Source organism: Candidatus Paceibacterota bacterium, from assembly GCA_041661265.1.
Lineage (GTDB): Bacteria > Patescibacteriota > Minisyncoccia > JAHIHE01 > JAGLIN01 > JBAZUT01.
Map to the genome: position 1 here is coordinate 139,987 of JBAZUT010000004.1, position 21,037 is coordinate 161,023.

Below are 21,037 nucleotides of genomic sequence, written 5' to 3' on the forward strand. Positions count from 1 at the left end.
TTATTAGTTATCGGTTTTGTATCAATCCCACGTTGGCATATGTTCCAATACTAACCCATGTCGGTGTTCCAACTGCACAAATTTCCCCTGTTTTAAGAGTACCATATGAGTTTGTTTGATCTTCTATAAGTTTGGTAACTGCGAGACCACCGGAATTACCACCATCTATTTGTGCTGTTGTAAAATAACTTTCTAAAATTTCACGATTTAGACTGTCATACCCCCTGCCAGTATTACCACTTATAACTCCTTTGGTTAAGGTTAATCGCGCAATATTATTAGATACGGCGTATGCTGGATACCCAAAAATGTAAATATCCATTCCCGTTTTATTGTAGTAGCATGTTTTTATAAATGGATCAGCAAGTCTTTTGTCTAAGTCAGAAGTTCCCTTTATGGCTTTATCTACATATAACCATGCTTTATCAATATTTCTGTCTAGCACATATCCAAACCATCCTAATTTAGTTGAATAAACCGATTCAAATCCCACTTTTTCAGATAACCCAAAATAAGGCAAAGAAGCCGTACAATTAATTTTTGGAGGATTATGCGGATCTGGTACGGAATTAAAAATTACATGAGCATTAGTTTCTATCATATATGTTCCATCAACAGCCAAGCCCTTATCGAGAACACCAGAACCAGTTTGAATCGCTCCGTCATTGAAATAGCACTCTATATAAACTATTTTATTTGATATAGTGCTAATTTCTTCATTAGTAAGTTGCATACTAGGAATTTCTTTTGAAACTTCTTTGGTCGTTTCTTTAATAATTGTTTCTTTAACGATAACTTGTGGCTCTTTTTCTTGCTCATTTTGTTTTTGCTTTAATGATTCGATTTCTTGATTTGCTTTTTCCAATGCTTCTTTTATTTGTTTTTCTTTCTCTTGACGATCTTTTTCTGTTTCCGCCAATAAGCGTTTTTCCTCAGCCTGCTTAATTTTAGTTGTTTGATATTGATTATATATAAAATATCCACCACCGCTAATAATCAAAACAATCAATATTAATGGAATAACAAATATTTTCTTCATTTTTTTAATTTTAATAATTATTTTTAAAATTATTGCTGGCCGGATATACAAAGCCCCCCGCCAGCGATGGCTTGCGCCACCCACATCCCTTTCGAGATATGACCCATCACAGGCGCTCTGACGAGGAGCTTAATACCTGTGATGGGCTTTTTTGCCATACCTTGTAGAAAATCTATAAGGGTTAGGCAACTCAATTGTTAAAACTTACCTCATTTCCTTTTTTGATTTATAAATTTCAGAATATCTTCTTTCTTGTATCTCATTACTCTCTTAATGCCTATGCGGATCGCCGGAAGTATTCCTTTTTTGTCCCATTGTCTTAAGGTATTCGGATGGCACTTTAAAATATCACACGCCTCTTTTAGCGTGAACAATTCTGGCATTATTTCTTTGTTTTTAGCTGTTTTTGTCATTGACTTTTTACTTAACATTTGATAACATTATTATAGAGCAATGTTTGAAACTTTGCAAGATTAAAATGAAAATTATATGAAAATTACCAAAGCAAAAATAGAGCCAAATCCAACAACTGGAAAAAATAAGAATAAAGTATTACTCCTACCACTAGACTTTACAGAATTACCAGAAAGATATTTTTTCAATAATCAAGAAAGTCTATCTGAAAATAAGTTTGTTGATGACAACTCCTTATTTGTGTATTATTTAATATCAAGGGGTATTTTCAGTGTTGATTCTAAGGCTAAAAGAGATTCTGGTGCGATTTTTTTATTTTATCATCCTTTTGAATGGACAAGCATTGATTTTATTTCATTTTTATTGTCAGTTAGTAATAAATATAATTTAAACATAGAGAACATAGAAACATACATAGGAGCAGTAGAGGATGAGTATGAAATATCAGACGAGCCAAGGCAATATAAAGGGGCATATAAATGGATTTTAGAATTAAGAGAAAAAGAACCTAACCGAGAGGAAGCAGTGCTTTTCAATAAGTTTTTTACCGATACCGCCTCTGTTTCAGACATAGAACGGGCATTGATCTATGCAGAAAGAATAGCTCCTGTGTATAAAGACGAAAAAAGCGAGCTATATCTATCAAAAGATATTTTTAGAAAAATACTTGATTATACAAGTTTTTCATTTGCTTTAAACTCTGTTAAAAAGAGTAAAATAAAAGATGATGTCGGCTCTTATATTGAAGCTTTTATGCAAGGGAAGCTTTTTAGAAACAACGAGTCAAAAAGAATTGGCAATACCTCTGTTATTCAATCAAAAAATATATTTACTTTTGAAAAACACAGTTTGTTATTTAGGGAATATTTGCATAAAATGCAAGATGATTTTGGGAATATCGTAATTATTGAAAATACATTTGAAAAAAGATTTCCAAATATTTCATACCCAGAAGCAGAAGTTATTAGAAATAGATATTCAGAAAGAAACTTTTTTTTCTTACATATCTTATTTGCTTTTCAAAAACAAGGTTTAATAAAATTCTTGTCGCTTGGCAGTAGTTGGAGTATTTACGAAGACGAAATGCTAACTTATCAAGCAAAAATTGAAATTTTACCTGCATTTTTCAATGAGGATTTATCCAAAAAACTCTATTTTGATAAAGATAAATCTCGTTTCTATGTGCAAGGTAAAGAAATAAAACTTTTGAAATTTAAGGACGAATATCATACCTTAAGAATAATGTTTGAAAATCCAAGCGATCTTCCTCAAGAATGGTTTTTTTCAGAAATTGTAGAGAGGACTGAAAGTAAATCAGATGACAAAAAATACTATAACGCTATATATCAGTTAAGAATAAAACTTGAGAAACAAGGAATCAAAGACTTTTTTATAACAACTAAACAATCTGTAAAAATTAACAAAAAATATTTGTCTTAAAATTGTCTTAAGTTTATCCAAGATGGCGTAATGCTAACCTGATTACATAATCAGGTTTTTTGTTTGCAGACAAATTATAATTAACTAAATAATTACTATGAAAACATTGAAAGAAACGGATTTTTTTAAGAGTTCAGATTTGTGTCTCTGCTCAGCACTTTGTTGCTATGGCTATAACATTGAAGCCATCGACAACCAAAACCCCAACAAGGCTATCTTTTTAATCAAACGAGACGAACAACTAGATAATTTGATTCAGCAATTCTTTACTCATCAGCTAAAGACAGAACCTTTAGCATTTTTTAATTTTCTGAAAGAGATAAAAACGAGAATTTATAACGCTTAATCAAAATGATAACGGATGATCAAATAGCAAAATATCAGTTCCTTTGGAAGCAAAGATTTAATGAGGAAATATCCAAAGAAGAAGCACTAAAGGAAGGATTAAAATTGATAACTTTGATCACTGCTATTTGCTGTCCGGAGGATGAGGCGGAATTTCAGAGACTGAAACAGCTTAGCGAAAAGATTAAAAGCCAAATGCTTAATAAAACTTAATATCAAAATTATGAAGTCGCTTGAAAGACGATTTAAGAATATATCAGACAAAAAGCCTTTATGGAGTTCATACATTTGTTTTGCGGAAGCGGTAAAAAAACAAAGACTTAACAAGCAAACTATTCATCGCTGGTTTAATAAATTAGTTGAAAAAGATGATTATGCGAGAAATGAGAAAAAAGGCATATTAAAACACTTGTGCAATCTATCAAATGCGCCTGAGGACGACATAAAATAAGGGAGGTTTGCCATTTGGAGGGGTTTATTCCCTAAAAGCATAACAAGTGACATTATATTACGATTAAGATCATACAAATGCCAGATACGGCTAAAAAATTTTATCAAGAGCTTGAGCAGAAATGGCGAAAATCAATGCCTAAATTTGCTGAAAGAGAACTGCTGGAGATTTTTCCGGAGGCCAAAAGCATTGTTGAACAGAAAATAGTAGAGCTGGAGGGAATAAAGAAAATACAGTTAGAGGCTATAAAAAACAGATTGGCAATCGTAAAACATAATAAGTCTGATGATTTTTCAAAATGGTTTTTCAGGGAATGGATCAAAATTGATGCGGGACAAAAATTGGTTCAAACGGAAAATCAGATCGCAAGATTGAAAAGAGTTATTTCAACATCTCGAAACTATACACCCAAAAACTGGATTACGGACATACAGATTCAAAGGGCCTTGGAAGTTCCGATTGAAAGCTTGGTGGATCAGCCACTCCGAAAAAGCGGTAAAACACTGGTCGGGCTTTGCCCGCTACATAATGAAAAACATCCGTCTTTCTATGTTTATCTTGAAACAAATTCCTGCTGGTGTTTCGGATGCAATCATGGCGGGAATTCAATCAACTTTATAAGGCTTCTCAAGGGATTCGGTTTTCCGGAGGCCGTTAGATATTTAATTGGTTAATATTAAAATGAATATGAACATTAACGAACAAAAACTTGAGGAGAGAATGCGGGAAATTGAGAATAACATTCCCGAGAAAATAGAGATTTCCAGATTTCAACCTATGACATCGGGAAAAGTCGTGGAAATTCTTGGATTAACGATCAAGAAAGACGAAGAAAACAAGCTGGTAACTTTTCTGTGCGGACTATCCACTTATACAGAAAGCTCACAATTCAATATCAGTTTCAATGCTCCTTCCTCAACAGGAAAAAGCTATATACCCATAGAAATTGCCCGCTTGTTTCCCAAAGAGGATGTGAAAGAAATCGGCTATGCAACGCCTACATCATTTTTTCACGATGTCGGAGAATTTAACAAAGAGCGCAAAGGTTATGAGATAGATCTATCAAGGAAGCTTCTAATTTTTTTGGATCAACCGCATTCAATGCTTTTGGAAAGACTGAGGCCTCTTTTATCCCACGATGAAAAAGAAATGCTTTTGAAGATCACGGATAAATCCCAAAAAGGCGGGATCAGGACCAAAACTGTTTTTATCAAGGGCTATCCAGCGGTTATTTTTTGCAGTGCCGGATTGCAGATCGATGAACAAGAAAGCACAAGGTTTTTATTGCTATCTCCTCAAACTAGCCAAGAAAAATTAAGACAAGCAATACATGAAAAAATCAAAAAAGAAACGGATAGCAACGCCTATGCTTTGTGGCTGGATGGCGATCCAGAGCGCAAACTGTTGAAAGAGCGGATAGAAGCGATTAGAAATGAACATATTGAAGAAATCAAAATCGCTGATCCGGAAATGATAGAGAAAATATTTTTAAATAAAAGGGCGATATTAAAGCCGAGGCATCAAAGGGATATAGGCAGGCTTATTTCTCTAGTCAAAATGTTTGCCTTGCTTAATTTGTGGTTTAGGGATAGAAAAGATAATATTATTATAGCCAATGCGGATGATATAAAAGAGGCGGTCCAGATTTGGGATAAAATCTCTGAAAGCCAAGAATATAATTTGCCTCCGTTTGTCTATGATCTCTTTCGAGAAGTCATCTTAACCGCTTGGCAGGATAAAAACAAAGGAAATGCCGGAGATATAAAGGTTGGAATAAGTAGGATGGATATATTCAAAAAACATTATGAAGTTTATGGCAGGCCTATTCCGGACTGGCTACTTAGGCAACAGATTATTCCAATGCTGGAAACTACTGGATTGATCAATCAAGAAGCAGACCCGAATGATAAACGAAAAGTGCTTATTTACCCCACTGCTCAACTCACTGTATCGGATGATAAAAACAATAGTGAGCTAGATAGGGGGTAAACTTGATTAACTGGAGAATCTCTAATTATTTCGGTTTTAAAAACGGTTTTTAACGGATTAAAACGGTATGAGCAAAATATTAAAAGAAGATTGCAGGACAATCAGCATATATGACTTGAGAAAATGGGGATGCCTTAAAGGCTATCATTCGGGAATGATCAATTGGACAAGCGGTTGGAGCGAAAAGAAAAGCAGTGTCAGCTATGTTGTTGATTTAGCTTCTTTTGGAAATGAAAAATATTTTAAGCTGGATTATACAATTACTGATCATTTTTCAGGAGAAAAGCATGAAATTAATCATAAATACCCAATACTTACAACTCAGTGCAATTATGGCGGATTAAGATATTGGTTTGAATGTTCGGTATATCATCAAGGGAATTATTGCGGGCGAAAAGTGGCAAAAATTTATCTCGGCAATGGAAGCCATTATTTTGCTTGCCGACACTGCTATAATTTATCTTATCGCTCAAGAATTGATGGCTATGCCTATACCTATCCGGACATCGAGGAATATCAAAGTAAAATGAAAAGATGGCATTATAGGGGTAAGCCAACAGTAAAGCATAGAAGGCTCTTGAAAATGGAAGATAAACTATATCAGAATGAAATGAGATTTGTTTCAAGGGTGAGCAGATTGTTGGCGAAAAAATAGATTTTATGGTATAATACAAGCGTTGATCCAATGAAATACTAAAGGCTTTTATCGTCCAACTAGATGGGCGGTTCTGCTGACAGGCTTTTAGTTTGTTGGATCAACCAGAACCGTCCTTTTAGTATCTGTAATTACAATTATATGAATCAAGACACAACAAAAATCAAATATTTTCTTTATGCCAGAAAATCATCTGAAAGCGATGATCGGCAGGTCCAGTCGATTGATGATCAAATAAATAAGCTAAAAGAATTGGCGAAAGATTCGGATTTGGAAATAATCAAAGTTTTAACCGAATCTAAGTCCGCAAAACAGCCAAATAACAGACCGATTTTTGAAAATATGCTGGCACAAATCGAAAAAGGAAAAGCGCAAGGAATACTTTGCTGGCAAATTAACCGCTTATCCAGAAATCCGGTTGATAGCGGAAAAATAAATTGGATGTTGCAACAAGGAACTATCAAATCCATTCAAACCATAGACAAACAGTATTTGCCGGAAGATAATGTTTTGATGTTCAGCATGGAAAGCGGGATGTCAAACCAGTTTATTTTGGATCTGAGGAAAAACACCAAAAGGGGATTGGAGGGTAAAGTGCAAAGGGGAGAATTCCCAGCCAAAGCGCCTCAAGGTTATACAAATGACGTAATCAATAAAACTATAATCAAAGATCCGGAAAGATTTGAGCTAATTAAAAAGATGTGGAGCTTAATGCTTACAGGAAGTTGTCCGCCATCTAAGATTTTGGATATAGCCAATAATGAATGGGGTTATCGGACCAAAAAAACAAAAAGAGCTGGAGCAAGGCCTATGTCTCAAAGCGAACTCTATAGGATATTTAATGATCCATTCTATTATGGCTATTTTAAGTACAAGGGCAAAATCAGCAAAGGCATTCATGAGCCTATGATAACCATTGAGGAATTTGAAAGGGTGCAAGAATTATTTGGAAGGAAAGATAGACCGCAACAAAAAACGCATGAGTTTTCTTTTACAGGAATTATCCGGTGCGGGCATTGCGGTTGTTTGATCACGGCGGAAGAAAAAAGAAAGTTTATCAAATGCACACAAAAATATGCCAACTATACTTATTATCGTTGCACAAGAAGGAAAAGAGAATTAAATTGCCAAGAACCGGCAATCACAATGAAGAATTTGGAAGAGCAGATCATAAAGGAAATAGATAAATACACTATACCTCTCGGGTTCAAGGATTGGGCTTTGGAAGTTTTGAAAGTCGATAATGGGAAGGAAATCGAAAGGCGCAATCAATCATATGAAATGCTGAATAATACTTATTTGAGTTTGCAAAAGCAATTGGATAATTTAACGAATTTAAGATTAAGAGATTTGATTGATGATGATGATTTTATCAAAAGGAAAGAAGAATTGCAGAATGAAGTTACTAAAGCAAGGGAAAGACTTAATCAAAATCAAGATAGAGGCCAGAATTGGATCGAGCTGATCGAAAGAGCTTTTAACTTTGCGGTATATGCTAGAGAAAAATTTATAACAACGAAAGACTTGCAGATTAAAAGAGAGATCCTATCAGCATTGGGGCAAGTTTATACGTTAAAAAGCGGAGAATTAAGCATTGAACCTTCAAGGTGGCTGATCTCCATTTCTAACCTTAATAAAATAGCAGAAAATGAAACAAGAGCGTTAGAACCAGCGAATAATGTGTTATATAAAACAAAAAACAGGTCTGTTGTACCTGCTTTTTCTAAATGGGGTCGGTTAGGGGATGTGTTCAGAACTTTAGACTGGAATGGGATTAGGCGGGATTATGAGTTATTGAGTAAAGAATTTGCACTTATATAATCAGCTAAGTAATGTCTTGCGCAATTTTAGTTAAAATTTGGTTTACTGTATTTATAACCAATTCTACCTGTTCTTTCGTAAATGTCACATCAAGATGTACAGCTCTATTCCTCATTGCGGTTATATCATTAAAATTTGCAACCAATTCCTCTGGAATAATTTTGAATTTTAAAGCCAGTGCCTTTATATCCGGATCTGAAGTATTTTCTGTCAAAATATCTTTCTGAAGCAATATTTTTCTTAAATTGAGAACTAAAACTTTATAAGATTCAATTATACTGGAAGAATAATATTTGTCTCTTAACATTTTTGTTGCGTTTTCTAATGTATTTTCTGCGTTCTTTTCTAAAATCTTCATGCTGTCCTCTTTTCTTTTTCGATTTATAAAAAAGGTATTCCATACGGATGTGATTAACCATATAAGTCCCATTATTACGTCAAAAAGCCAGATTAATCCATTGTATCTTTTTGTAAGATTGTCGATTATTGGTATTTGGAAGATAATTATAATTACAATAAAAATAGGAAAAAATATTGCAAAAGAATAGAAAAAGTTTGCTAACCAAATAATTGCTTTAAAGAAAAGATGGTTTTGTATTCTTGGTCCATAGTTATATTTAACAAAATCCAAAGCATACATATACACTGAAATAGTAAGAAGGGAGACAAATATAACTAGAATATCGAAAAAGCTCACATTTCTTGTGGGCGTAGATAGAACAATTATCCGTTGCAGTTCTTCTTTAAGCGTACTAAATGCCAAAAAAGTAGCAAGTATTCCAACTACAAATATACTTTTGTCTTTGATCTGATTTTCGCTCATATAGTATTTTATCTAGTTGGTGCGATTATCTGAATTAAACCACAATTCTTTAATTAAAAAAAACAACATAATGCAATATTTTGAGCTTATACTTTTTTGCCTTGAAAATCAAGTGTCGCCAAAAAAACACACCCAATGGGCATATTTCTTATATTTCTATTATAAAGATTCATTTTAGAAACTTTGATTGGAAACTAAAATTAATATTATATTTTAATTTTTTCTTTTGGGGTCATAGTTATCAATATCTTTAACACTTAACTTTTTATCGTTTAGTATTTTATCTCGAAGATAAATACCTAAAACCTCAACGATATCGTCCAGCTCCATACCTTCCTTAAAGAGATATTCTTTCAAGGAATTCAATCTCTGATCATTTTTCATTTCTTCAATTACGTTTCTAGAAATTTCTTGTATGTCATAAGATGTTTCTGGCTTTTTTTCGTCAACGTTGTTCTTCAACTCTTCGTAATTATCTTCAATAAATTTTTTCCCCCCGCTTTCATTCAATACTTTAGAGCCCCTGTCAGTAAGAGCAATCGGACTTCGTTTTCTTGTTAGTGGTTCACGTTCCTTTAGGGATGTTTCACAAGCAACAGCTTTGTCCCTAACTTCCTTAAGCTCTTTTTTAAGATCAGTTATATCGGAAACGGCAGTATCAACTTTATTTTTGTACTCTCCAATTCGTGACGAAGCAATTAAAAAAGAAACTAAAGCACTAATAATTACGCCAGCACCTCCAATGATTAGTTGCATAGTTGTATCATCCATATTTGTATTTATTGTTAATAATATTTATATTACAGCAAAGAGATTTTAAATACTTGTCAATCTTTAAAATATCCCTTAATATAGTACGTAACCATTATATTATATCTGATTCATATTAACAACCCGACAGATTGTAGGATAAACTAAAAATGTCAAGATATTGATTTATAAAAATTTCGTAGATTTATTATATATGCTACAATAAATATATGCCTACAAAAAACGAACAATTATTGGCTTATTTAGCCAAAAAACATGAGAAAGCAACGGTAACAGTTTTAATGAAGATCTGTTATCTTATTGATTTGGTTGGTGAAAAGAAATATGGTAGACAAATATCCGAGTATAGATATAAAAGATATACGTATGGTCCTTTTGATCAAAAAATATATAGGGATTTATCTGAGTTGCAGTCCAAGGGTATCTTAATAGCAAAATCCGACTATACTGCTAGCGGTGAGGAGTATATTCATTATTCGCTTAATGAAGAAACGGAAAGTGTAATTTTTGATAAATTATTAGGAGCAGAAACGCAAATTATTGATGAAGTGCTGGAAAGTGTAAAGGGGTTTGGAGCAAGGACCTTAACCGAAATTGCGTATAAAACAAAACCCATGAAAGCATTAAATGCAACATTGGGCGGAAACGAGAATATGAGTATGAGTCTGGATCTAAAAACCAAATAATTTTTATGGATTTGCCAGAAAAATTGCTTTTAAGCAAAATTAAGACAAGAAACGTATTTTTGGATAGAAAATCCAAAGAAAAAACTACCATTGTAGTAAAACCAAAATATAAATTATCATCGAGTTCAATACTCGATATTTATATTTTTTTTGTATTAACCTCGAAGGAAATTACATGTAAAAAATACTATACATTAACTGTTCGCAAGGAAGAGTGGGAAGAAAAAAACTCTTGTTATTTGAATGGTTGTTCTTATATTGATATAACTAACATAGAATCGTTTAGTAAGGAAGAATTATTAATAAAAATAAAAGATAAGTTCAATGGATTTCCGTATGTGGCAAAAATTTCTGATAAAAAATTTAGCGAGCTTAAATTATTACAAAATAATATAAATAAGGGTTATAATTATAGTGGTATTTCAGAAGAAACAAAGGATCTTATCAATATTGCACTTGCCGAGGCGAATATAGCAAATGAAACACTGAAAAAATTAGGGCTAGCATAGCAAATATAAAAGGATCGCACGAACTTTTCATTTAATAATATTGCAATTTCAGCCATATTTGGTACGATAAGTACAATAAAGTGATTAATAAAAATGTAATGAAAGTATTAATTTATGAGCAAAAAAGATAAGAAACAAGATGATTGGATAAAACGAAACGAAAAAGACCTTGACTTATACATGAGAAGCAAGGGGGTGCAAAAAATGTGGAACTATTTTTTAGAAATTACTAAGAATGAATATTTTGTTGAAACGATAAAGGAATTGAGAAATAAATATAAAATTCCTGATAAGGGTTTCGGGCCAGATCCTGATGGGCATTATTCAATGCCACCTCATAACTTAATTCTTGAAAATAATTTTAATAGCTATAATAATCTAAGAAATGATATCATCGAAAAAATATGCAAAAAGTATAAACTACACTATTTTGATTTTTCTGATGTAATATTGCAATATATTTATTATAATAAGCTATATCCTATTTATGAATTGAGTGCTTGCGGTCTGTTTAGGGTAGAAGATGTAATAGAGGAAAAAATAGAGCCATTTGGTGAATTATTCCAGAAAAGTGATGATATGGCATATCCGATTTCTATAAGAATAAGTCCTTATGCCAGTCAAAGAGATATAGTAGATTTTATAAAAAATAAAACGATTTGGAAGCGGGAAATCGAGTATTTACAGAATAAATATAAGGATAAAAATATTAAGATTGGTAAAATAAAAGCCAAAAAACAATTAACTCAAAAGAGAAATCAATTTATTTATAGCAACAAAAGCTTGCCAAGAAAGAGAATAAAAGAGCTAGTGAGCAATAAATTTAAGACAGATTTGGATTATGAATATATTGGAAAGATAATATCTATGGAAAAGAAGAGAAGAAAAGAACTGTAATACAGAAAATTTCCGTAATACAGAAAAAGCCTTATACAATATTATATAATAAAGGTAGCCTAGTAATAGGCTATTTTTATTTGTTACAAATGGATCGATCAGAAAATCAAAACCGGTTAAAAAACATGGACTTTGAGGCAAAACAAAACCTTGTCGGATTTTTTGATCTGCTTTTGAAAATAGACAAAAGAAATAATCCGGAAATTTATCAAAGTAATGAAGAATATGACAATAACGGAAATACAAATATTGCCGATTAAGCCAAATAACGGCTTAATGGCTTTTGCCAGCGTAGTCATTGATAACTGCCTATATTTAGGCTCAATCGGGGTTTATAAGCGATTAGACGGCAATGGATACCGGATAACCTATCCGACTAAGAAAGTTGGCGATAAAAATATCAATATTTATCATCCGATCAATAAGGAAATGAGCAAGGCCATTGAAAAAGCGATAATAGAAAGAGTGGAAAAATTGCTTGATAAATAGCAACATAAAAGATGTAATGAAAACTTAAATGCTTGATACAATAATTTTAACAATACCGAGAAATGGTTATCTCATAACTGATAACAATAAATTCAGTCCTTCAACTGAAAGAATGCTTGATAATCTGAAATTCTTTTTCAAATATATGAATAATCCGACAGCGAAAGATAGGGAAAGGGGAATATACAAACCGAGATTGACGATCATAAAAAGAGGAGCAAGTTTTGATTTAAAGATAGAATTTTCAGCTCCGAAATTGTTATTTGATAACAATTTGGACGAAATGGAAGAAAGCGATTTTAATGAAGTGGTAAATAAACTAAAAGCGAGAATTGAAGACATGGGCGTAAAGGTTTATACGAGTTTCATCGAAAATGCCAAAGTTTCCGCATTTCATCCTTCAAAAAACATTCCATTAAGCAAAGGCAATACATCAACTTTAGCCATTAAGGAATTATCGAAAATAAATCTCAATGGAAGGTATGATCTGGAAAAAGTCAGCTTTAGAAACAATGGCCATTCGTTGCAGTTTTATGCAAATTCAAACGCTTTTGCGATGTATGACAAGATAATAGATATGAGTAAGCCTAAGAACAGGGCGATAGATAAAGAGCAACCCTTGAAACAACAATCATTGTTTGACTTAATAAAAAAGGAATATAAATATCTTGAAGTATTGAGGTTTGAAATAAGATTAGCCAAAAAACGCAAGATGAATAGCATTTTGAAAGAGGTAAACTATCCGATAAATCCGTTATTCAGAGACATTTTCAAAAAAGAATTATGCAGGAAGATATTAAATCTTTATTGGAATAAATATTTTGACAATAATTTGTTTTTATTCGATATCGGCAATAATCCGCAGAAAATATTACAAAAAATATTGTTGACTTATCCCAAGATCAAGAAGAAGCAAGCTATATATTTAACCGGATTAAATCTTCTATGCAAAGATGAAGAGGGAATCAGAGGATTAAGAACAATTTTACCAAAAGCAATATGGCCGAGAATGAGCCAAGATCTGAAGAAGTTCAGAAAACCTGAATTCAATCAGCGGTCCTATGGATTTATAGCGGATATTCAAAGAGGGCTTAAAGAATTTACATCATATAAGCATAATAAAACCTCTAAAGTTTAGAAATTTGCCTTGTAAACAATTGTAAAGTATAATGGTAGGTGTAAAAGCTGTGCATTTGTTTTATGATAATAGGCATAATGCAAAGATATGAAGAATAGAGAATTTATAACCGCAGGAGAAACAGCGGTTCTTTTAAATGTAAATATAATGACCATTTATCGTTATATAAAGGCTGGAAAAATCATAGCCTATAAAATAGGCAAGGAATTTAGGATTGAGAAAAAAGAGTTTAATATATTTTTAGATAAAGTTAAAACTAAAAAATAATCATGGGCACTTTTAAACAAGCAGTTGAAAAAATTTTGAAGCAAGAGAAAACATTTCTTGATACGGAAACGAAGGAATTGAGCTACACAAAAGTGAAGGACTCCGCGGATAAGATTGACCCGAATCTTATCGCTCTTTTGGCGGGCCACAAAGAAACAAAAGAAAAGTTTTTTACGAAAATCAAAGATGTATATGTTTTCAATATTAATGATTTCAAGTTTTTCTTAGACGAAAACAAAATAAACAATTCATATACGCAATTCGCGAATCAAATTGGACTTTCCGATGGTCCGGAATTTTTGAAAGACCGAGGCGAGGTTGTGCTTGGTTTTCCGTATAAAGATTGTGTACTGGAAGGCGGGCAAAGTACGGAAGAAGGAATGGATGAGTATTTTGAATGGTCCGAGAAAAGCAAAAAGTACGAAGAAAAGACCGCGAAACGAAGCGAGGTATTTTTCAATCAAGTGCTTGCTCGCGATGAAATTGACCGCTTGTTCGATAAAAAGGCATTGGTAAACTGGAAACGGCATACGAAAGACAGTGGAAAGGACGGTGTGGCAGTAAAAGATATTGAGCGAGATGAAAACGGAACGATAAAAGAAAACTTTGTGATAAAGGGTAATAACCTTCTTGCTTTGCATAGTTTAAAAGTTGAATTTGCTGGCAAAGTAAAGCTTATTTATATTGACCCGCCTTTCAATACGGGGAAAGATACCTTTGTTTATAATGACAAATTTACACGTTCCACTTGGTTGACCTTTATGAAAAATAGGTTGGAAGTTGCAAAAGATTTACTCACAGACGACGGGAACATTTTTATCCATATTGATATAAATCAATCGCATTATTTAAAAGTTCTTTGCGACGCTGTTTTTGATGAGAGTAATTTTGTGGAAGAGTTAATATGGTCATATGGGTCGCCTTCGGGTGGGAGGGCTTCGGGGGCAAAACCTGTAAATATCCACGATTATATACTTCACTACACAAAGAACTATCAAAGAAGAAAACAAAACAAAATCTATATCCCTTATTCGGAAAAATATATTGAAGATTGGTTTAAGTACACTGATGGCGACGGACGTCGCTATCGACGTCGTATGCGTGGATACGACAATAATGGAAAAGCCCAGTGGGAAAAACAATATCTTGATGAAAGCAAAGGGATACCGCTTTCAACGGTTTGGAATGACATAAAACAAGTATATGCAGACCCGCGAGCTTATAAAGAAAATCAATCACAACATACCGAACTTAAAAAAGAGTTTACGGGCGGACAAAAACCTGAAGCTTTAATAAAAAGATTGATTGAAATGACTACCGACGAGGGAGATTATGTTTTGGATTATCACGCGGGAACAGGAACGACTTTATCGGTGGCACACAAAATGAATCGTCATTGGATTGGTATTGAACAAATGGATTATATTCACGATTTGCCCGAGGCAAGATTGAAAGAGGTTGTTAAGGGCGAACAAGCGGGTATTTCAAAATTAGTGAAATGGAAAGGTGGCGGAAGCTTTATTTATTGCGAACTAGCAAAATGGAACGAACAAGCGAAAGAAGAAATAAACGAGGCGAAGGATCATAAAGCCCTTGAAAAAATGTTTGATATGCTATACGAAAAGTATTTTTTCAATTACAATGTGAAAATAAAAGAGTTTAAAGAGAAGGTTTTGAAAGAAGAAAATTTTAAAAAAATTACACTTGATGAGCAAAAGCGAATGTTCTTGACTATGCTTGATTTGAATCAAATGTACGTGCAAGAAAGCGAGATGGGCGACAAACGATTTGGGATCAGCAAAGATGATCAAAAGCTTACAAAGGAATTTTACAGCAAATAAACGATATGGAATATCTTTACGACAAGCTTAATACTGAGAAGAACGCGATAAAAAAATACGCCCCCGAGATTATCGCGATACCGAAATACGTTTCGGATAATTTGAGATATGAATTTTTTGACTGGCAAAGAGAAGCGTTTGAAAATCTTTTGCTCTGCGAAAAAGACCATAAGGAGTATCCTACTCATTTGATGTTTAATATGGCGACAGGTACGGGAAAGACCCTCTTAATGGCGGGAGCGATTTTGTACTACTATAAACAGGGGTATAGAAAGTTTATATTCTTTGTGAATCAAAACAATATCGTTGATAAAACGGAAAACAATTTTATTGATACTGCACACAGCAAGTATGTTTTCAAAGAAAAAATTATTGTGGACGGAAAGACGGTTGAAATAAAGAAGGTGAATACGTTTTCAAACAACATCGATAGTATAGAGATAAAATTTACGACAATCCAAAAATTGTATAATGACATTCACATTGAAAGAGAAAATCAGGTTTTTCTTGGCGACTTGAAAAAGAAAGATATTGTGATGTTGGCGGACGAAGGACATCACTTGAACGCCGATACGAAGAAAATCGGACAGCTTGAAATTGATTTGAAAACGGAATTGAGGGAAAGCACGAATCCGCTGGAAATTGAAAAGAAAGGTTGGGAACATACGGTTATTGAGCTTTTGTTGAACAAGAATGGCAAGGGCGAAGGAAACAAAAACGTGCTTTTGGAATTCACCGCGACTATTCCCGAAAATCAAAAAGTGATTGATAAATACGCCCCGAAAACGGTTTTTAAATTTGATTTGAAACAATTTCTTTCTGCGGGGTATACGAAAGAAATAAACTTGCTTTCCTCAACGCTTAAAAAGAAAGACCGGATTTTACAAGTCCTTATTTTTAACTGGTACAGGCACGCAATAGCATTGAAAAACGGCATTTCAAATTTTAAGCCCGTGATACTTTTCAGAAGTAAAACGATTGAAGAATCAAAAGAGGATTTTGCGGAATTTTTGAAAATAGTCCAAAACTTGAAGGTGAGTGATTTTGATTTTTTGAAAGACATTGAGAGCAAGTTTAATGAGGGCGAAGAAGTGTATGAACAGGGAAAATCCCGCGTGTTGGATGTGATTAAGTTTATTAAAAAAGAGAGCGTGAAAAAGGCGGAAATTATTCAGTTAATAAAATATCATTTTGCCGAGCGGAATTGTATTATTACGAACTCGAAGACGAATACCGCGAAGACCGCGGAAAAGACAGACGCGGATCAAGAGAAGCTTTTAAACAGCTTGGAAGATAAATATAATCATATACAGGCTATTTTTACTGTTAATCGGCTTACGGAAGGTTGGGACGTACTTAATCTGTATGACATTGTACGCTTGTATAGGGGGCGTGATGAATCAAAGACGGGCAAAGGCGACAGAAAGGCGGGAAGTACCACTATTTCGGAAATACAGCTTATTGGGCGGGGCGTACGATATTGTCCGTTTCCATACAAAGATACGCAAAAGAATAAAAGAAGGTTTGATGAGGATTTGAAACACGAATTGCGGGTTTTGGAAGAACTCTTTTATCATTCAGAATCGGACCATCGATATATCACTGAATTGAAACGAGAGCTTAAAGAACGGGGTTTTATTGATGACGGAAAAATACGAAAAACTTTCAGATTGAAAGACGCATTTATGAAGAGCGGGTTCTATAAAGACATAAAGGTTTGGAAAAACGAGCAGATAGCGAATCCAGAAAGAAGAAAGAAAAGTTTGAAAGAGGCGAAGTTTCCTTTTACTTTTGACTTGCATAACTTGGGAGTAAAAGAGCAAGAATTGGATTTTGAAAGTGAAGACACCGATAAGGAAAGATTGAGTATTGAGGAAACGGGATTGAAAACCGTTATGGCTAAAATAAAAGATTTTGAAAGACACATTTTTTATAAGGCGTTGAACGATAAGGCAAAAGCAGACAATTCTTTATTTCGATTTGAATTTTTGAAAGAAGAAATTGAAATTGAAAGCGTTGAGCAATTTAGAACTGGATTTATCGGTGGTTTTGAAATACGAATTGTTACGAAAGACAAAGAATTTGAGGACATAACGAACAAAGAAAAGCTCGCGATACTATCCGCATTTTTTGACCGCTTTTTGATTGAACTACAAAAAAATATCAATCCGTTTAATGGGTCGGGTTTTATCGCGTTCAAATTCAGTGATCTTTTTGATGAGGTAAAAGAAAAGAGCGTTATGAAAGATGTGGATAGCCAACGGATAGAAGAAGAATTGAAATACGAAGATTGGTATGCATTGGACCAGTTCTATGGCACGAGTGAGGAAAAGAGTTTGATTGAGTTTGTGAAAGATACTATTGGGAACTTACAAAAGAAATATAAAGAAGTGTATCTTTTGAGAAACGAAGAACAGTACAAAATTTTTGACTTCAAAACGGGACAGGGTTTTCAACCCGACTTTCTTCTTTTTTTGGGAAACGCGAAAAAACAATACTATCAAGTTTTTATTGAGCCGAAAGGCGATAACCTACTTGAAAAAGATAAATGGAAAGACGATTTTCTAAAAGCGATTACGAAGAAGTACCCTAAAGGAATTTTGAAAAAGGAAAGCAAGGATTATATTTTGATTGGACTTCCTTTATATAACGAAAAGTTAAAACAGGAATTTACGGATGAGTATGATAAGCTATATAAATAAATTTATGAAAGCAATAATTTTGGCCAGAGTTTCAACGGAAGAACAGATGATCGAGGGGCAGTCAATACCTGCTCAACTTGCTCGTGCCAGAGAATATGCAACTAGAAAAGGGTTTGATATAAAAAGTGAATATCAATTTGAAGAATCGTCAACCAAGGACCAAAGGAAGAAATTTGATCTGGTTATTGATGAAATAAAAAAATCAAAGGAAAAATTGTCTCTGATCGTTGAAACAGTTGATAGACTTCAAAGAAGCTTCAGGGAATCTGTTTTGTTGGATGAGTTTAGAAAAAATGGAAAACTGGACATTCACTTTATCAGGGAAAATCTTGTAATACATAAGGACTCAAATAGCTCTGAAATTCAAAGATGGGATTTGGCTGTTTTTATCGCAAAGAGTTATGTTGGTCAGATCAGCGACAACGTGAAGCGGACTTTTGAAATGAAAATAAGAAAAGGCGAATATACCGGAAAAGCCCCGATTGGTTATTTGAATGTGGATGACGGAAAAGGAAATAGAACAATTGTAACTGATCCAGCGAGGGCTCATATTATTTCAAAGATATTTGAGCTATACTCATCCGGATACTCTTCAATGAAAACAATTGCCAGAATGGTAGGGGAGATGGGCTTGATAAGCAAGGATAAGGCAGATACACGGCTTAAGGCTCGTCAAATTGAAGCAATACTTAATAATCCCTTCTATCATGGTCAAATGCTCCGTAAAGGGCAGATTTACCCCCATAAATACGAACCTATCATCAGTTATGATCTATTTAAGAAGTGCCAAGAAGTGAAAGCAAGCTATAACAAGCAACCAAGAAAAAATGCGTCAAAGCCTTTTGTTTTGAAAGGGCTTGTGAAATGCAGTAAATGCGGTTGTGCGGTTAGTCCGGAAATACATAAGAAAAAATATGTTTATTACAGTTGCACGAATTACAAAGAGGTTTGCAAAAGGGTTTGGGTCAGAGAGGAAAAGCTTTTAGAGCCGATTGCTGAAGTTTTGAAGAATATGGCCCTTCCGCAAAATGTCATAGAAGATGTTACTGAATCGTTGAAAGTTGTGGAAAAATCAAAAAATGAATTTCATAACAAGGCTTTGGAAAATCTCAGATCAGACTATGATAAGATAGATAAACGAATGGGTGTTATGTATGAAGACAGACTGGATGGGCGTATTACTATGGACATGTATGACAAAAAACTGAAAGAGTATAACGAAAAGCAACAGGAATTATTGTTTGACATGCGGAAATACCAGCAAGCCAATGAAAGCTATTATCTAACGGCAAATAAGGTCCTAAATTTGGCAAATAGAGCATATGAAATTTTTGAAAGTTCTGAACCCGAAGAAAAAAGACAACTCGTGAATTTTCTATTTCAGAACTGCCAATTGAATGGCAAAAAGCTTTTATTTAAACTAAAAAGACCGTTTGATACGGTCCTTCAGTGTTCAAGAAATAAACAATGGGGTGACTACTGGGATTTGAACCCAGGATAGCAGGGCCACAACCTGCTGTGTTACCACTACACCATAGCCACCATGGCCTCCGCCTATGGCGGAGGAATTTCTAATTTCTAATTTCAAATTTTAAAATAATGACCAATTTTTAAATATTAAACGATTAAAAATCGCGTCGTTAAAAATTCATTTAAAATTAAAAATTTGATTTGTGGGTTCGGTGGGAATCGAACCCACGACCAATTGCTTAAGAGGCAACTGCTCTACCAATTGAGCTACGAACCCGAACTATTTAATTTTGATCGAACATTATCATGCGACCAATTGCTTAAGAGTCCGCCAGCCGGCGGATCAACCAATTGAGCTACGAACCCAATCGCGCTTTTAGCGCTCAAATTAAAAATTTAAAAATCAAAATGTAAAATAATTGTGTTTTGCAAAGCAAAACTCCAAGACTTTTAATTTTTCATTTTTAACTTTCAACTTAGCATAGCGTTTGTGCCCTCGTCAGGACTCGAACCCGAAATTCTTGGTCCGAAGCCAAGCGTGATATCCATTTCACTACAAGGGCCTGTATAGTCGGCAGAGGGGCCAAGTGCTCCTGTTTATTGAGCTACGAGCGCTCTTTTTGCTAACTACAGTATAATATACCGAAATTTAAAAAAAATCAAGAGGGGGAGGGCCGGTGGTAGTCCAGAAGGTCAACTCCGAAATCCAGCAGCATTTTATATATTTTTTGGATCGGAAGGCCGATAACCGTTGAACTATTGCCGTTAATCCTTTCGATGAACAATGCACCTATGCCCTCGATCGTGTAGGAGGGTGCTTTGTCCAGCGGCTCTCCTGTTCTTATATATTTGTCCATCTCTGTTTCGGAAAGAACTTTTATCCAAACTTCCGCAATATCGACACCTATTGAGAATTTGCCGTTTGCACAGTCGAATATGGCAAAACCTGTTATGAGCTCATGTTTTCTGCCGCTGATGAGCCTCAGAACTTTTTTCGCTTCCTCCGAGTCATTGGGTTTTCCTATAAATTTGCCGTCAATGATCCCGAATGAGTCTGCGCCGATAACGATCGCATTTTCGCCTTCGTGTCTTTTTGCGACATCCATTGCTTTTCCGAGCGCAAGCTTCTGGCACAGTTCGCTTGCTGGAAGATCCGCATCCATGTCTTCTTCGTATCCGCTTTTTTCACTTGTAAATTCTATCCCGGCAGTTTTCAGGAGTTTGATCCTGCTGGCAGAACCTGACGCAAGGATTATTTTCTTAGAGATGCTATCTTGTTTAGACATTGAA

The 21,037-nt window shown here is 34.2% G+C and carries 22 protein-coding genes and 3 tRNA genes; 17 read left to right on the top strand and 8 right to left on the bottom strand.

From position 1 onward, the window contains the following. Nucleotides 1–7 precede the first annotated feature (7 nt). Nucleotides 8–1,039 (bottom strand): hypothetical protein, encoded by a 1,032-nt coding sequence (locus tag WC788_04420; GenBank protein ID MFA6096844.1) that lies wholly within the window; start codon nt 1,037–1,039, stop codon nt 8–10. A gap of 209 nt (nt 1,040–1,248) precedes the next feature. Beyond that, entirely contained in the window at nt 1,249–1,452 is a 204-nt protein-coding gene (locus WC788_04425) for a helix-turn-helix domain-containing protein (GenBank protein ID MFA6096845.1), read from the bottom strand. 76 nt (nt 1,453–1,528) lie between these two features. On the opposite strand from WC788_04425, the gene WC788_04430 reads away from it, so the two are divergent. From WC788_04430 to WC788_04465, 8 genes are all read left to right on the top strand, one after another. Then, complete coding sequence (locus WC788_04430) at nt 1,529–2,893, top strand: hypothetical protein (GenBank protein MFA6096846.1); 1,365 nt, start codon at nt 1,529–1,531, stop codon at nt 2,891–2,893. A gap of 97 nt (nt 2,894–2,990) precedes the next feature. Then, the gene (locus tag WC788_04435) at nt 2,991–3,239 is read left to right on the top strand and encodes a DUF5659 domain-containing protein (GenBank protein ID MFA6096847.1); all 249 of its coding nucleotides are present in this window, start codon (nt 2,991–2,993) and stop codon (nt 3,237–3,239) included. Between the two features lie 5 nt (nt 3,240–3,244). Next, on the top strand, nt 3,245–3,451 hold the full coding sequence (locus WC788_04440; GenBank protein MFA6096848.1) for a hypothetical protein: 207 nt from the start codon (nt 3,245–3,247) through the stop codon (nt 3,449–3,451). Between the two features lie 10 nt (nt 3,452–3,461). Further along, complete coding sequence (locus tag WC788_04445; protein ID MFA6096849.1) at nt 3,462–3,689, top strand: hypothetical protein; 228 nt, start codon at nt 3,462–3,464, stop codon at nt 3,687–3,689. Between the two features lie 77 nt (nt 3,690–3,766). Then, the gene (locus tag WC788_04450; protein ID MFA6096850.1) at nt 3,767–4,363 is read left to right on the top strand and encodes a CHC2 zinc finger domain-containing protein; all 597 of its coding nucleotides are present in this window, start codon (nt 3,767–3,769) and stop codon (nt 4,361–4,363) included. Nucleotides 4,364–4,661: 298 nt separating this feature from the next. Next, nucleotides 4,662–5,678, top strand: coding sequence for a hypothetical protein (locus WC788_04455; protein MFA6096851.1), 1,017 nt, complete (start codon nt 4,662–4,664; stop codon nt 5,676–5,678). Nucleotides 5,679–5,745: 67 nt separating this feature from the next. Beyond that, nucleotides 5,746–6,333, top strand: coding sequence for a hypothetical protein (locus WC788_04460; GenBank protein MFA6096852.1), 588 nt, complete (start codon nt 5,746–5,748; stop codon nt 6,331–6,333). A 141-nt stretch (nt 6,334–6,474) separates the two neighbouring features. Continuing rightward, on the top strand, nt 6,475–8,154 hold the full coding sequence (locus WC788_04465; protein MFA6096853.1) for a recombinase family protein: 1,680 nt from the start codon (nt 6,475–6,477) through the stop codon (nt 8,152–8,154). Between the two features lie 4 nt (nt 8,155–8,158). Here the strand turns inward: WC788_04465 and WC788_04470 are convergent, their stop codons facing one another. Continuing rightward, nucleotides 8,159–8,977 (bottom strand): HEPN domain-containing protein, encoded by an 819-nt coding sequence (locus WC788_04470; protein ID MFA6096854.1) that lies wholly within the window; start codon nt 8,975–8,977, stop codon nt 8,159–8,161. A gap of 213 nt (nt 8,978–9,190) precedes the next feature. Further along, complete coding sequence (locus WC788_04475) at nt 9,191–9,748, bottom strand: hypothetical protein (GenBank protein MFA6096855.1); 558 nt, start codon at nt 9,746–9,748, stop codon at nt 9,191–9,193. A 209-nt stretch (nt 9,749–9,957) separates the two neighbouring features. Between WC788_04475 and WC788_04480 the strand changes: the two genes are divergently transcribed. From WC788_04480 to WC788_04520, 9 genes are all read left to right on the top strand, one after another. After that, nucleotides 9,958–10,434, top strand: a complete 477-nt coding sequence (locus tag WC788_04480; protein ID MFA6096856.1) for a Panacea domain-containing protein — start codon at nt 9,958–9,960, stop codon at nt 10,432–10,434. Nucleotides 10,435–10,439: 5 nt separating this feature from the next. Beyond that, complete coding sequence (locus WC788_04485) at nt 10,440–10,943, top strand: hypothetical protein (GenBank protein MFA6096857.1); 504 nt, start codon at nt 10,440–10,442, stop codon at nt 10,941–10,943. A 114-nt stretch (nt 10,944–11,057) separates the two neighbouring features. Further along, nucleotides 11,058–11,840, top strand: coding sequence for a hypothetical protein (locus WC788_04490; protein MFA6096858.1), 783 nt, complete (start codon nt 11,058–11,060; stop codon nt 11,838–11,840). 225 nt (nt 11,841–12,065) lie between these two features. Beyond that, nucleotides 12,066–12,329, top strand: a complete 264-nt coding sequence (locus WC788_04495) for a septation protein SpoVG family protein (GenBank protein MFA6096859.1) — start codon at nt 12,066–12,068, stop codon at nt 12,327–12,329. Nucleotides 12,330–12,525: 196 nt separating this feature from the next. Beyond that, nucleotides 12,526–13,467 (top strand): hypothetical protein, encoded by a 942-nt coding sequence (locus tag WC788_04500; protein ID MFA6096860.1) that lies wholly within the window; start codon nt 12,526–12,528, stop codon nt 13,465–13,467. A gap of 87 nt (nt 13,468–13,554) precedes the next feature. Then, nucleotides 13,555–13,734 carry a helix-turn-helix domain-containing protein gene (locus tag WC788_04505; GenBank protein ID MFA6096861.1) on the top strand — a complete coding sequence of 60 codons (180 nt, stop codon included), beginning with the start codon at nt 13,555–13,557 and terminating at the stop codon, nt 13,732–13,734. A 2-nt stretch (nt 13,735–13,736) separates the two neighbouring features. Then, a complete protein-coding gene (locus tag WC788_04510; protein ID MFA6096862.1) occupies nt 13,737–15,575 on the top strand; it encodes a site-specific DNA-methyltransferase in 1,839 nt (612 codons plus the stop codon). A 5-nt stretch (nt 15,576–15,580) separates the two neighbouring features. Further along, nucleotides 15,581–18,277 carry a DEAD/DEAH box helicase family protein gene (locus WC788_04515; GenBank protein MFA6096863.1) on the top strand — a complete coding sequence of 899 codons (2,697 nt, stop codon included), beginning with the start codon at nt 15,581–15,583 and terminating at the stop codon, nt 18,275–18,277. Between the two features lie 4 nt (nt 18,278–18,281). Then, the gene (locus tag WC788_04520) at nt 18,282–19,778 is read left to right on the top strand and encodes a recombinase family protein (GenBank protein ID MFA6096864.1); all 1,497 of its coding nucleotides are present in this window, start codon (nt 18,282–18,284) and stop codon (nt 19,776–19,778) included. On the opposite strand, the gene WC788_04525 is transcribed toward WC788_04520, so the two are convergent. From WC788_04525 to WC788_04540, 4 genes are all read right to left on the bottom strand, one after another. Beyond that, a tRNA-His gene (locus WC788_04525) sits at nt 19,746–19,819 on the bottom strand. The two genes, WC788_04520 and WC788_04525, sit on opposite strands and share 33 nt — an antisense overlap. Nucleotides 19,820–19,951: 132 nt before the next feature. Next, nucleotides 19,952–20,024, bottom strand: a tRNA-Lys gene (locus WC788_04530). A 214-nt stretch (nt 20,025–20,238) separates the two neighbouring features. Further along, nucleotides 20,239–20,310: transfer RNA gene (locus WC788_04535), tRNA-Arg, on the bottom strand. Nucleotides 20,311–20,406: 96 nt separating this feature from the next. Continuing rightward, nucleotides 20,407–21,033, bottom strand: a complete 627-nt coding sequence (locus tag WC788_04540; protein MFA6096865.1) for a nucleoside triphosphate pyrophosphatase — start codon at nt 21,031–21,033, stop codon at nt 20,407–20,409. Nucleotides 21,034–21,037: the final 4 nt, after the last annotated feature.